This is a genomic window from Boudabousia liubingyangii, from assembly GCF_001907245.1.
Classification (GTDB): Bacteria; Actinomycetota; Actinomycetes; order Actinomycetales; family Actinomycetaceae; genus Boudabousia; species Boudabousia liubingyangii.
This window is the reverse complement of sequence record NZ_MQSU01000002.1, coordinates 399,288-413,075: the sequence shown is the minus strand read 5'-3', so window position 1 is coordinate 413,075 and position 13,788 is coordinate 399,288. Positions and strand designations below refer to the sequence as shown.

Annotated in this window: 13 protein-coding genes and 1 tRNA gene; 13 read left to right on the top strand and 1 reads right to left on the bottom strand. The window is 53.8% G+C overall.

The window, feature by feature from the left end; all coding sequences use genetic code 11:
- The 13 genes from scpB to BSR28_RS04225 all read left to right on the top strand — a co-directional run bounded on the left by scpB (nt 1) and on the right by BSR28_RS04225 (nt 11,766).
- On the top strand, nt 1-603 hold the full coding sequence (gene scpB / locus BSR28_RS04280; protein ID WP_073709124.1) for an SMC-Scp complex subunit ScpB: 603 nt from the start codon (nt 1-3) through the stop codon (nt 601-603).
- A complete protein-coding gene (locus BSR28_RS04275) occupies nt 600-1,349 on the top strand; it encodes a pseudouridine synthase (RefSeq protein WP_073709123.1) in 750 nt (249 codons plus the stop codon). The genes scpB and BSR28_RS04275 overlap by 4 nt, the downstream gene beginning before the upstream one ends.
- Nucleotides 1,346-2,482: a prephenate dehydrogenase gene (locus BSR28_RS04270; RefSeq protein WP_073713441.1), complete on the top strand. Its 1,137-nt coding sequence runs from the start codon at nt 1,346-1,348 to the stop codon at nt 2,480-2,482. Before BSR28_RS04275 ends, BSR28_RS04270 begins: the two co-directional genes overlap by 4 nt.
- A gap of 18 nt (nt 2,483-2,500) precedes the next feature.
- Complete coding sequence (gene cmk, locus BSR28_RS09175; protein ID WP_233120607.1) at nt 2,501-3,211, top strand: (d)CMP kinase; 711 nt, start codon at nt 2,501-2,503, stop codon at nt 3,209-3,211.
- Between the two features lie 39 nt (nt 3,212-3,250).
- On the top strand, nt 3,251-4,816 hold the full coding sequence (gene der / locus BSR28_RS04265) for a ribosome biogenesis GTPase Der (protein WP_233120606.1): 1,566 nt from the start codon (nt 3,251-3,253) through the stop codon (nt 4,814-4,816).
- Between the two features lie 111 nt (nt 4,817-4,927).
- Nucleotides 4,928-5,001: transfer RNA gene (locus tag BSR28_RS04260), tRNA-Pro, on the top strand.
- Between the two features lie 189 nt (nt 5,002-5,190).
- Nucleotides 5,191-7,764: an aminopeptidase N gene (gene pepN, locus BSR28_RS04255; protein ID WP_073713440.1), complete on the top strand. Its 2,574-nt coding sequence runs from the start codon at nt 5,191-5,193 to the stop codon at nt 7,762-7,764.
- Nucleotides 7,761-8,597, top strand: a complete 837-nt coding sequence (locus tag BSR28_RS04250) for a DUF881 domain-containing protein (protein WP_073709120.1) — start codon at nt 7,761-7,763, stop codon at nt 8,595-8,597. Before pepN ends, BSR28_RS04250 begins: the two co-directional genes overlap by 4 nt.
- Before the next feature lie 55 nt (nt 8,598-8,652).
- On the top strand, nt 8,653-8,985 hold the full coding sequence (locus BSR28_RS04245; protein ID WP_073709119.1) for a small basic family protein: 333 nt from the start codon (nt 8,653-8,655) through the stop codon (nt 8,983-8,985).
- A gap of 1 nt (nt 8,986) precedes the next feature.
- On the top strand, nt 8,987-9,781 hold the full coding sequence (locus tag BSR28_RS04240; protein ID WP_073713439.1) for a DUF881 domain-containing protein: 795 nt from the start codon (nt 8,987-8,989) through the stop codon (nt 9,779-9,781).
- Nucleotides 9,782-9,883: 102 nt separating this feature from the next.
- Nucleotides 9,884-10,333, top strand: coding sequence for an FHA domain-containing protein (locus BSR28_RS04235; protein ID WP_073709117.1), 450 nt, complete (start codon nt 9,884-9,886; stop codon nt 10,331-10,333).
- Complete coding sequence (ftsR, locus tag BSR28_RS04230) at nt 10,330-11,091, top strand: transcriptional regulator FtsR (protein WP_073713438.1); 762 nt, start codon at nt 10,330-10,332, stop codon at nt 11,089-11,091. The genes BSR28_RS04235 and ftsR overlap by 4 nt, the downstream gene beginning before the upstream one ends.
- A 123-nt stretch (nt 11,092-11,214) precedes the next feature.
- Nucleotides 11,215-11,766: a MerR family transcriptional regulator gene (locus BSR28_RS04225; protein WP_073709115.1), complete on the top strand. Its 552-nt coding sequence runs from the start codon at nt 11,215-11,217 to the stop codon at nt 11,764-11,766.
- Nucleotides 11,767-11,775: 9 nt separating this feature from the next.
- Here the strand turns inward: BSR28_RS04225 and BSR28_RS04220 are convergent, their stop codons facing one another.
- Entirely contained in the window at nt 11,776-13,671 is a 1,896-nt protein-coding gene (locus tag BSR28_RS04220) for a solute carrier family 23 protein (RefSeq protein ID WP_073709114.1), read from the bottom strand.
- Nucleotides 13,672-13,788 lie beyond the last annotated feature (117 nt).

Here is a 13,788-nt window from a genome sequence, read left to right as displayed (position 1 = left end):
ATGCCCCAGCTGCAAGACCAACCTCAGATCCTTCCTGCCGATCTGCTTGAGCTCCTTGAGGCCATTTTGATGGTCGCCACCGAACCGGTAGATCCGCACGATCTTTCACAGGTAACCGGGATTGAACCCGAAGTCATCACGGAGGCCTTTGAAGAACTCAGAAAAGAATACGAAGGTAGTGAATCTCAGCGACCCCGCGGTTTCGAACTACGGAGCGTAAATGGTAAATGGCGTATCTATGCCCGTTCGAAATGGTACGAGGTGGCGCGGATCTTCCTTAGCGGGACCAGAAATGCGCGCCTTAGTGCCGCTGCCCTTGAGACCTTGGCGGTGGTTGCCTACCGTCAGCCGATTACCCGAGCGCAGATTAGTGAAATCCGCGGGGTCAATACTGATTCTGTGGTCCGTAACCTAATCCTGCGCGGAATGCTCGTGGAATCAGGCGAAGGGGAAAACGGTGCCATAAACTATTGCACAACAGACCTATTCCTTGAATCCTTTGGCCTCAAGGACCTAGGGGAGCTACCACCATTAGCTCCACACTATCCAACCGTCGAAACCCTACCCGAAGTGCTATCAGAAATCGAGGACCTAAAGCGATGAGCAACTATGACCCCCACGTTCCCGAGGGGATTCGCCTACAAAAAGTCCTAGCCCAAGCCGGAGTAGGATCAAGGCGCGCCTGTGAAGACCTGATTGCCCGCGGAAAAGTCCAGGTGAACGGACGCCGCGTGACCGAACTAGGAACCCGAGTTGATCCCCAGACCGCGATTATTCACGTCCGCGGAAAACGAGTATTCCTAGATGATTCACACCTGACCCTAGTGCTAAATAAACCCCGCGGCGTGGTCTCTACCATGAGCGACCCAGAAGGACGTCCCTGCTTGGCAGACTTCACCGCCGACTGGGATACTCGCCTGTTCCATGTGGGACGACTCGATACCGATACCGAGGGTCTGCTACTACTCACTAATGATGGCGAACTAGCCAATCGCCTAACCCACCCCAGCTGGGAAGTTCCCAAAACCTATGTGGCTACCGTCGCTGGACAGGTCGCCAGAGGGTTGGGTCGCCAGCTGCAAAGTGGGGTAGAGCTAGAAGACGGAATTGTCTCTGTCGATGGCTTTACCGTCAAGGGAATCCACGGTGACGAATCGCTAGTTGAAATCCAACTGCACTCTGGGAAAAATCGCGTGGTGCGACGCTTGATGGAAGCCGTCGGACACCCCGTTAAAGCGCTAGTTCGTACACGATTCGGGACCTTGCAACTAGGTCACATGCGTCCGGGCACCATTAAACGACTGGACGGTGAACCGCTAGCTGCACTTATGCGGATGGTAGAACTATGAGCACCCTGGGCACCAAGGGACCGGTACTGATTATTGGTACCGGACTACTGGGCGCTTCCCTAGGACTGGCGCTGCGTTCGGGTGGTATTGAAGTTTACCTAGACGATATTTCTCCCACCTCCTTACTGCTGGCACGCGACCTAGGTGCGGGGCAACCTCGTCCCCAAGAAGCCGCTTTCGCGCCCAGCCTGGTAATCGTGGCAACCCCGCCCGATATTGCTGGCCAAGTTGTCCTAACGGCCCTTGAAGAATTCCCCGAGGCTATTGTCACTGATGTTGCCAGCGTGAAATCAAGCGTTGCCGAGGTCGTGAAAAACGGTGCCACCGAACAGCAAATTGCCCGCTACGTGGGCTCGCATCCCATGGCGGGTCGTGAACGTTCTGGCACCCTAAGTGCTGATGTCACCCTATTTACCGGGCGTACTTGGGTGGTTGTGCCCACGGACCGCTCGACCGCGGAAGCGATCTTAAGCGTTCGAACCCTAGCTTCGGACCTAGGATGCTACTTAGTATCAATGGGCGCAGCTGAGCATGACCGCGCCGTAGCCTTGGTCTCCCATGTCCCGCAGTTGGTTTCATCGCTACTAGCCGCCCGCCTGGCAGAAGCCGGTGACCTAGACCTAGAACTAGCTGGCGGGGGACTACGCGATACCACCCGTATTGCGGCCTCGGAACCTAGAATGTGGACCGCCATTACCATGGCCAACGCCCCACAGATTCTGCCCTTCATGAAGGAGATCAGAGGGGACTTGGACTACCTGATCGGAGCTCTAGGAGAGCTCAGTGAATCGGAATCCCTAAGTTCGACCCAGGCTACGGTCACTATCGGTGCTGGGGGCGCCATCGCTAAGGTGCTCCATGAAGGTAATGAAGGCGTAGCAAGGATTCCCGGAAAGCACGGTGGGGCTCCGCAGAGCACTGTCGAGATTGGGGTAGCCCTAACCGACCGTCCGGGCGAACTGTCCCGTCTGCTGCAGGCTGTGGAGACTGCCCAAGTAAATATTGAAGATTTAAGAATTGAACACGCTCCCGGACAAGCCCTTGGCTTAGCTTGGCTGGTCGTTGCAAAAACTAAGGCGCAGTACCTAATGGATTACCTAGAAGCCGCCGAGTGGCGACTAGTAGCCGCCTAAAGAAGAAGATTGAAAAGAATGATCTCTGAAGAATTAATCGCCCGCGTAAAAACCAACCTAGCTGAAGACGGCCGAATCGTCCTAGACGGGCCGGCGGGCTCTGGAAAATCAACCGTAGCTAGAGAGACCGCCCTAGCCCTTGGGGCGAACTATCTGAATACCGGCAGCATGTACCGTGCCGCTACGGTCCGACTGCTGGAACTTGGCGTTGACCTAGATGACCAGAAGGCCAGCACCGAGGCAGTCGCAAAGATGCAGTTCAGCCCTAGCACGAATCCGCTAAGTGACGAGGTCATTGTCGACGGCAAAGACGTCCATGAAGGACTACACAGCACAGAGGTTTCGGCCCTAGTTTCTAAGGTCGCGACCAATCTTGAAATCCGTAAGATCCTGGTCAAGGCACAGCAAGAAATCTTGCAGAACGCCGTTGCCGCAGGCCACCTCATCGTGGCCGAGGGACGCGACCTCACAACCGTGGTTGCCCCTGATGCCCCGGTTCGGGCAATTATTACCGCCCGGCCCGAAGTCCGAATTGCCCGACGCGGAGCCCAACTAGGGCAACAGGCGGATGATGCTAAACTTCGTGATACGGTATTGAGAAGGGATCAGCAAGACGCTACCGTGGTAAACTTCGAAACTCCCGCACCGGGAGTAGCGCTAATTGATAACTCAGATCTGACTATCACTGAGGCCATCACTAAAGTACTTGAACTGGCCGAAAAAGACTAAAGAAATAAACAGGTAAGTCCCTGAAGGAACGGAAATAACATGGTTAAGGAACCAGAATTCGAAAGCGAAGAGCTCGCGGAACAAACCGCCGAGACCTATGAGCTTACCCCCAACCAGGACGGGGACTACCTGCCTCGGACCGCAAATGAAATCACCCTCGCGGCAACCGCAGAAGAAGAACAAAAAGCCCAGGCCCTACTAGCTGGGCTAAAAGACTTCGATCTAGACGAGGCCGACCTTGCCGTCCTAAACGGTGAAGACTACAGTGACGAGCCCGAAAGTACCTTCGGGCTGCCCGTGCTAGCAGTAATTGGTCGACCAAACGTAGGCAAATCAACCCTAGTGAACCGCATCCTCGGCCGGCGTGAAGCCGTCGTCCAGGACCAGCCCGGGGTCACCCGAGACCGCGTGTCCTACCTAGCTAACTGGGCTGGCCGTCAGTTCACTCTAGTTGACACCGGCGGCTGGGAAGTTGACGTTAAAGGCATTGATCGTTCAGTCGCTGAACAGGCAGAAGCCGCCATTGATGCGGCCGACGCGGTCCTGTTCGTAGTTGACGCTACCGTTGGTGCGACCTCTACTGACGAACGAGTCGTCCAACTATTACGCCAATCCGGTAAGCCCGTCATTCTAGCTGCCAATAAGGTCGATTCAGACCAGCTAGAAGCCGAGGCTGCCTACCTCTGGTCCCTAGGACTAGGCGAACCGCACCCGATTTCAGCCCTTCATGGTAGGGGAGCGGGTGACCTACTTGATGAGGTTATGCGCGTCCTACCGGAGACCTCCTCGGTGGCGCCGGAACTTCCGCGAGACGGGATTCACCGGGTGGCCCTGCTGGGCCGTCCGAACGTGGGTAAATCCTCGCTTCTCAATGCCATCGCAGGCGACCAGCGGGTGGTAGTTAACGAACTGGCCGGCACCACCCGCGACCCAGTCGATGAACTGGTCTACCTTGATGGAAAGCCGTGGTGGTTCGTGGACACTGCCGGTATCCGCAGGCGCATGTATAAATCGGTGGGCGCTGACTACTACGCTTCGATTCGTACCCAGTCAGCCCTTGAAAAAGCAGAAGTGGCCATGGTGCTACTGGATGCTTCCGAAGAGCTATCTGACCAGGATATGCGTATCTTGCAGCAGACTATTGAGGCTGGGCGCGCACTGGTAATCGTCAACAACAAGTGGGATCTGGTGGATGAGGATCGTCAGTCCCAGCTTAAGCGCGAGCAAGAGCGGGGCTTGGTGCAGCTTCAGTGGGCTCCCCGTATTAACGTCACGGCTCGTACCGGTTGGCACACCAACCGTATTCAGCGTGCACTTGAAGCAGCTCTGGAGGGCTGGAGTACTCGTATTTCTACCGGACGTCTTAACGGCTTCCTAGGGGAACTAGTTGCTGCTCATCCGCACCCGGTCCGAGGTGGCAAGCAGCCGCGTATTCTATTTGCCACCCAGGTGGGTACGAAACCGCCTCGGATCGTGCTATTCACGACTGGCTTCCTAGACCCGGCATACCGCCGTTTTATTGAGCGTCGTCTTCGTGAAGAGTTCGGTTTTGTGGGGACGCCGATTCAGCTTTCTGTCCGTGTCCGTGAGAAGCGACGTAGGTAACACCTGCTTAACCGGGTTTTCGATTTGCTAGGTAACGGGTGAATCGGGTAAACTTTCGGGGTGCCCAAGGGGTACAAAACGATTGAAAACTTAAGATTTAAGAGTTCAATCCGGGCTGTGGCGCAGTTTGGTAGCGCACTTGACTGGGGGTCAAGGGGTCGCAGGTTCAAATCCTGTCAGCCCGACAGGCGAAGAGTAAAATCTTCGGCCGAGTTCATGCATTAGAGCTGGATGGGAAACCATCCGGCTCTTTTGTTTTTCATAGTTGACTAAAATCAGGTTCAGAGTGCTACACGGTCTTAGCTGAAACCGATGTTCTCTTGGGCTTAAGGTATTTCACGTCGCGAAGCTGAATCCTGCGGTATCTTAGAGGCATGACTTTAACTCAAGTAGAAGCACAGAATCGTTCCGAACAGATCACCGTTGATAACTACCGGATTTCCCTTGACCTGACGCACGCTACCTCGTCAAATACTTTCCCCTCCCAGGCTACCGTGACCTTCCACAGTAAGGCCCCCGAAACCCACCTCGACCTAGTGGCCGAACAGGTTACCTCAGTCAAGGTAAATGGGGCTGAAACCGAAGTGGACTTCCGTGATGATCGCGTCTACTTGAGCGGTCTAGACACCGAAAGACTAAACGAAGTAACCGTAGAAGCCCTGTGCATTTACTCCCGTACCGGGGAAGGTCTACACCGTTACCACGATCCAGAGGACGGACGCTACTACCTATACACGCAGTACGAGCCCTTTGACGCCCACCGTGTCTATGCCTGCTTCGACCAGCCCGACCTAAAAGGTACCTGGGACTTCGAACTGACCGGACCGGAATCCTGGAGCCTACTTTCTAACGGGGCTGAGATCGAACGCGAAACTTGGGAGACTGAAGACCACATCAAGGTCCAGACCTGCCGCTTTGCCCAGACCAAACGCCTCTCTTCCTACATCACCGCTGTCATTGCGGGCGAGTACCAGAAGTTCGATGGGGGAGTCTGGAAGAGCGAAGATGGCGACCTGCAGATTCCTCTGGGCCTGTACTGCCGTCAAACACTCGCGGCAGATTTCGATACCGAGGACGTCTTTGAAGTAACCCGTCAGGGGCTAGAATTCTTCAATAACGCCTATCAGTTCCCCTACCCGTGGGGTAAATACGACCAGATCTACGTCCCCGAATACAACCTAGGGGCAATGGAAAATCCCGGGTGCATTACCTTCAACGAAAAGATGATTGTTCGAGGCGGCCCCTCGAGGACTCAGCGTTCGAACCGGGCCAATACGATTCTGCACGAAATGTGCCACATGTGGTTCGGTGACCTAGTTACCCCGCGCTGGTGGGATGACCTCTGGCTAAAGGAATCCTTCGCCGATAACCAGGGCTACTTTGCCGAGCAAGAAGCCACCCAATACACCGAATCCTTTACCACCTTCGCGGCGGCCCGGAAATCATGGGCATACACCCAGGACCTGCGCCCAACCACGCACCCCATCATGGCAGAGATTCCCGACCTGGACGCCGCCAAGCAGAACTTTGACGGGATTACCTACGCTAAGGGCTCGGCAGTGCTCACCCAGCTAATGGTGCACCTAGGCCGAGAAAACTTCTTCGGCGCTGCCCGTCGATACTTCCAGAAGCACGCCTTCCAAGCTGCTTCCTTTAGCGACCTAATCGCCGCCCTAGAGGAACAAACCGGTCGCGACCTAGGACCTTGGGTGAAGGTCTGGCTCCAAACTGCCGGTCCTTCGGTAATCCGAGCCACCAGGGAAGGACGCGAGTTCGTCCTACACCAGGCTGGCGTTCCCATCGAAGGCCACCCGGAGACCGGGAAGACCATCCGCCCGCATACCTTCACCATCGCGTTCTTCGCCGCCAATGCCACCGAACCCTTCTCGGTTCGAGAGGTCACCATGGAGGCAGAAACCCTGCGCCTAGACCTAACCGAAGGGGAAGCCGCGGCGACGATGATCGTTCCTAATGCCGGCGACGAAACCTACGCGCTAATCGAACTAGACGCAGTTTCACAGGCTTCCGCAATGGCTGGACTACTTGAAATTGCCGATACTCGGATCCGCGCGGTTATCTGGCAGTCACTGTGGATGGGCGTCTACAACGGTCGGATCGATCCAGCAGCCTTTGCTTTAGCTGCCGTAGAAAGCGCCTCTACGGAAGAATTAGGCATCCTCAGGGAAATCAACCTAGTTCGTTCCGTACAGGTCATCTCCCACTTCCTACCACGCCAGCGCTGGGCGGCCACCGCGCAACCCTCGCTCAAACTGATCTCATCTCAGGTACAAGATGAGCTGGAAGCATCGCCGGTAGATGTGGACCGGGCCCGATCCTGGATCAATGCCTACGCGCAACTACTACGACTTCACCCGACCGAGGAGGGGCTAAAGGAACTCACCGAGCTCCTAGAGGCTCATCCCGAGGTAATCAATCCGGCACTAAAGTGGACAATCCTGACCACCCTAGCCGCCACCGGTAAGCTCTCACAGTCCGAGCTAGAAAGTCACGCCAGTGGAGACCAGTCTGGGGAAACCCAGGTGTTCCTGGCTACCGCTAAAGCAGCCATTCCCAGCCTTGAGGTTAAGCAAGCAGCCTGGAAGTCAGCACTCTCTGGCGAACTATCCAATGAAATGTTTAGCGCCACCCTAGAGGGGATCAACCAGGCTTCTCAGTATGAGCTTCTAGCCGACCTGCGAGAAGACTTCTTCCAACAGCTAGAAAGCTTCTGGAATAACAACTCCATTGGCATGGGAACCCGCTACGTAACTCAGGCCTTCCCCAGCAGTCCGGACCTTTCTGCCGGTGTCGGAACTGAAAATGAACTAGTTAAACGTACTGATCAGTGGCTATCTGAGCACCAGCAAGCATCACACGCACTATTGCGTTTGGTAAAGGAAAAGCGTGATGATCTGGTCCGTTACCTGCGGGCACAGGAGAATGCATGAGATCAGACTGGTGGAAGCGTCTGGGACCGAAACCTCCGGCCCAGAACAATGAGCCATCAGTAGAGGAAGGCTTACTCAAACGTATCTTTTCCGACCCGCTAGAGCATGGCTATGAGCGGACTAGGACGGTAGCCAAAAAACAACTCAGTTGGCCCGCCCGAGTCCTAATAGTAGTGGTAACGGCACTGTTGGTGACCTTAAGTGTCTGGTCTGCGCGTAGCCTCACCGAATCGGTGAACGCTGTTACTCCAGCAGACGAGTTGCGCAGTCAGGTAGCTGATCGTGAGACTGAGCTAAAGAACCTAGAGAAGACCAACCAGCAACTCAACGCTGAAATCCAAACCTATACGGATAAGGACTACCCAAACGTCAAGGTCAGCGACGAGGTTGCGATTGCCGCTGGAGCCGTTCCCATTACGGGCCCCGGAATCACGATCACCATTACCGATGGCACCAAAGGCGAAATCAACCGCAAAAAGGCCCTTGAATCAAGAGTGCAAGACCGTGATCTGCAGGTTCTGATTAACGCCCTGTGGGCCGGGGGAGCCGAGGGAATCAGCATCAACGGAATTCGCCTAGGCAGCTATTCTGCGATTCGTGCCGCCGGGGGAAATGTCCTAGTGAATCTGGAGACGCTGACCAGTCCCTATACGATTAAGGTAGTGGGGGATAGCCGCTCATTGATCAACCTAGTTAGCACCGGCATGCTGGCGGAATACTTTGCTAATCTTGATTCGGCTTATGGGATTAACTTTTCAGCCCAGATCAGTGGCGAGTTAACCCTTCCCGCACTGAGTAATATTCCCCAGATTTCAGAAAAATCGGACTCTTAAAGTAAACGTACCTAAAACGCGCTAAACTACTAGAGACTTAAGAAGAGAGGTATCTGTGCTAGCGATTATTGGCCTGCTCATAGGTTTAGTTTTAGGCTTCCTACTAGACCCCAGCATCCCCACTTGGTTGCAACCCTATTTGCCGATCATGGTAGTCGCCTCCCTTGACGCCCTTTTTGGTGCTTTCCGCGCCTACCTAGATGGTGAGTTCTCAGACCGAACCTTCATTATCTCTTTCCTCTGGAACGTCCTATTGGCCTCCATGCTAGTATTCATCGGCGACAAACTGGGGGTCGGCTCCCAGATGACCATGGCGGTTGTGGTAGTACTAGGCATCCGAATCTTCTCAAACGCAGCAGCACTACGACGGCACGTATTTGAGGTCTGAGATGGAAATCTCTGAGACCACCGAAACCCCGGTTGAGGAAAGCCTCGAACAATCGGAAGAAAAAACCCGAGCTAAGCGTCCCAAACCTCACTTTATTCGGCGCATCATTGACCTTTTCCAAGCGCCGATTACGCTCACCCACGTCCTGGTGGCGGTACTACTACTGGTATTTGGATTTTCCTTTGCGGGACAGTTTGCCTCTGCCAAAGACGATAAGCTAAAAGACCTCTCACAAACGGAACTGGTCACCCTGCTGGATGAGCTAAGAGAACGGAACTCGAAGCTCTCTGCCGAACAGGTAGACCTGCAGACGCAGCTCAGGGAGCTAAAGAGCACCAGTGATAGTTCGGCAGCGGCGCAAAAGGCCGCCGAAGCTCAAGCCCGAAATCTGCGCATCCTAGCTGGCACTGAAAAGCTCGCAGGCCCCGGCGTAACCATAAACATTACTGACCCAGACCGGAAAGTTACCGCACTAGCAATCGTCAACGTATTGGGTGAACTAAGAAATGCCCGTGCCTATGCGATTGATCTTTCTGGTGTCCGTGTGGTTGCCTCGACGTCCATCGTGAAGCGAGGAGATGATCTCTACGCTGACGGTCAAAAAATCATGCCTCCCTACCGGATCACCGCCCTAGGCGCACCACATACGCTTTCGGTGGCCTTGGGGATTCCTGGTGGTGCAGTTTCATATCTAAAAACCGAGGATGCTGAGGTTACAATCACGGAAAGCCCGAACTTGACCATCGATTCGATTCGAGAGATCCCCGAACCTAAATACGCACATCCAGCCAAATAGAGATTTCGCACACCTTTTGGCTAGAGGTTTTTTAGCATTTCGGGGTAAGATTGACCGAAGTAAGAGGTTGCTATCGCAATACCATCGATTAAAGGGGTAAAAATGAGCGAAAATAATGGATTTGATCCGACGTCCACTTCGCTATTTGGAACCGGTCTAAACCCGAATGTGGAGACCGATACTCCTCTTGGTGGCTATTCCCTAAGCGATGACAACGCAGCAGCAGTAGCTGCGCTACCGCCTGGTTCGGCTCTACTAATCGTAGTTAAAGGACCTAACATTGGTGCGCGCTTCTTGCTAGATACGCCCTCCACTTCCGTGGGTCGCCATACTCGCTCTGATATCTTCCTTGATGACGTCACCGTCTCACGTCGTCACGCGGAGTTTGTCCAAACCGCCGCCGGTGGCTATTTGGTACGCGATGCTGGTTCTCTCAATGGCACTTATGTAAACCGTGAACGGGTCGAACAGATTGACCTCCATGACGGTGATGAAGTTCAGATCGGTAAGTTCCGGATGACCTACTACCCGTCTCGGCAGGTTAAGGCATGAGGAGAGCTGAATCCAGCGCTCTAACCAACAACCTAGTCGAAGAAACTACCAACGTCGAAGAAGGCCCTTGGCCACGTGGAGTTAGTCGAAAGGCTCAGTTTTCGATTGGCAATGTCGTCGAGCGTTTAAAAAAAGAATTTCCTTCCCTTTCTATTTCAAAGGTTCGCTTCCTAGAAGAACAGGGGATTGTATCGCCGGCAAGGACAGCTTCCGGATACCGGAAGTTTTCGACCGCCGATATCGAAAGACTTCGCTACTGTCTGGCCTCTCAGCGTGATTGCTTTAAACCAATCCAAACCATTCGCGAAGAACTAGAGGCACTAGACAACGGAGAAGAGGTACAGGTTCAGCCCGTAGCTAGGATTGTCTCTGATGAAGGCATCGCCGTTGAACCGGTAACCGGCTCCTATATCCGTCGACGTGATCTACTAGATTTCACCGGCGTAACTGAAACCTTCCTAGACGAACTAATCGAGGTTGGTCTAGTAGTAGCTGATGCGCGTGGACGGTTCCCAGCTTCCTCGGTGAACCTAGTGCGTCTGGTGCGACAGCTTCAAAGTGCGCAAATCGCTCCCCGTAACCTACGCTCTCTAGTTAACCAAGCTAGTAAGCTAGCCACCCTTAGCCTAGCCTCGGAAGGTCAGCGCAAACAGGGGATCGAAGGCGAACGACAACGAGCAAAAGCGCATGATATTGCGAAAATTGCTAGTCGTGCTCTAGAGATTATGATCTGCGACGAAGTGGAACGACGCGGCTAGGATAACAATTAGGTCTCAACCTCAACTTTAGGGTTAGATTTAGGGTGTTGGTAGTTGACGTACCGCTAAGAGTGCAATAGCTTTATCCTTGTTAGTTTTTATAAACAGGTAAGGGAAAGCGCGATGGTCGCACAAGCACATGGAACCCAGGGGATGCTTTTTGGTAACGTCCTCGAAGGGCTTGATGACACCACTGGATTTCGTGGTCCAGTAGCCTGTCGAGCAGTGGGGATTACCTACCGGCAGCTTGATTACTGGTCCCGCTCCGGCTTGGTTGAACCCTCCATTCGTGACGCCCGCGGTTCGGGTTCCCAGCGACTCTATTCTTTCCGCGACATCCTAGTCCTCAAGATTGTCAAGCGACTATTAGACTCCGGTGTCTCACTACAGCAGATCCGCATTGCCATTGAAGAGCTAGCGAACTTGGGTGTTGACGACCTTACCGGCGTTACCCTAATGAGTGATGGCGCTTCGGTTTATCTGTGCACCTCAGCCGATGAAGTTATTGACTTGGTACAGGGTGGTCAGGGCGTTTTTGGAATCGCTATCGGCCGTGTCTGGTCCGAAGTAGAAGGTACCCTAGCAGAACTCCCGCTTGAACATGCCACTGAAGGCGTTCAAACGGGAGCTGATGAACTAGCAGCACGGCGCCGCGCTAAGCGCGACGCCAGCTGATACTTGCTACTAGTCTAGGGCTTCAAACTTTCGGGCCCATGAGGAACCCACCGGGTTCGCATCGGCTAGAAGTTCTCCATAGCGATCAAGCGTAATCTCGCAGATTTCCATGATTGCACGATTAGCTTCGATGCTAGGTTCATGGTCCATGCGTACCGCTCCCTGAGCCAAAATATCCTTGAAACTCATCGAGGGGGTCAATCTAGCCACAAAGGGATAGCCAAACTTTTCTTGGTATCCCTGGCAGAGAGAATGGAGGATTTCCTGCTCTGCGCTGGTTAGATCACCAAGTGCTAGCGAACCACGATCCTTAGTTAGGACACCTTCCTCAGGGCTGCCGAACAAGAGCTGTTCCATATCTGGATAATCCTTAATCAGTTCCACCTTCTCAGAGGCACTGGCGGATGAAATCGTCGCCTGTAGTGCGGTTGCTAGAGACTCGGTACTCTCGAAAGGACCACTGGCAGCAACCCGTTCCAACGGCCAAGTAACCGTATTGAAGAGATCAGAAAGAGCACCCACGAACTCGGGCACGCTAGATTGATTCAACTCTTCTAGGGTGTAACCACGTCCATCCTTGCTGGTGCGCGTAACCTTCGAACGGAAGGTGGGCGGAAGGTGGTTGAAAATTAGGTTTAGGAAGATAGCGGAAAGCGAGCCTAGGGTAATGCCAGAGGCGAATAGGATCGTAGCCCATGAAGGTAGGGTATTGGCAATGCCAGGACGTAGCGTAACCAACATTGCGAGACCCAAAGAAGTAGAAACAATGACGGCATTCTTATCGTCGCGCATATTGACGCGAGAAAGCGTCTGAATACCAACAATTGCCACATTGGCGAACATTGCAATGGAAGCCCCGCCAAGGACGGAATGGGGGATAGCGGCTACCACTGCGCCGGCTTTGGGGATCAGACCAAGGACGATCATAATGCCACCGGCTGCAGCAACTACCCAACGGGAAGAGACGCGGGTAAGGCGAACAAGGCCAACGTTCTGTGCAAAGCAGGTGTAGGGGAAAGAGTTTAGGACGCCACCAAGTAGAGTGGAGACACCGTCAGCGCGTAGGGCGGCGGTGATGTCGTTCGCGGTGATTCGTTTGTCGACGACCTCGCCGGCAGCAAAAACGTCACCGGTAGTTTCCACCATAGTGATTGCCATCACGATAATCATAGAGATAGCACCCATGAGGGAGAACTCTGGCCAGCCAAAATAGAACGGGGTAGTGACCCCAAGGTAGGGCGAATTAGCGACATTAGAAAAAGAGGCGTCGCCCAATACGAGGGCAACGCCGGTTCCAACTACAAGACCAATGAGCACCGAAATGGTGGCCATGAAGCCTTTAAATACGCGCTGAACCAAAACAATTAACGCTAGTGTACCTAGGGCGTAGGCAAGGTTTTTGCCTAGGGGAGTCGCGGTCGGATCCTGGCCGGCGATATCGCCTGCCGAAACCGAAATGAGGGTAACGCCCATGATCGTCAAGACGGTACCGGTGACCACCGGAGGGAAGAAACGGATCAACTTGGCGAAATATGGAGCCGCCAAGAAGGTGAAGATGCCAGAAATAATGATAGACCCATAAATCTGGGGCAAACCGTGCCCTTCAGGGGCAGATAGCCCAATGGCAATAATGGGTGATACTGCGGTGAAGGTTACGCCCTGAATAAGGGGTAAACGAACGCCGATCTTCCAAATACCTACGGATTGAATAATGGTGGCAATACCGCAGGTAAAGAGATCGGCGTTAATCAGATGGATGGTGGTGGCCTCATCAAGCTTTAATGCTTGGGAAATCACCAGCGGGACAATAACAGCTCCGGCATAGAAGGCCAAAACATGCTGGATCGAGAGGACCGCAAGTTGACCGGCGGGAGGGACGACATCTACAGGATGCTTTTTAGTCACGACTAGCCCTTAGGTTTGAAGGATTGACTTATTGAGTTGAAGCAGGTGTTATGTGCATCAACAGGAAAAAAGTACCTAAAAACTGATGAGGATTACACTTCGAAATGGGACTTTTGA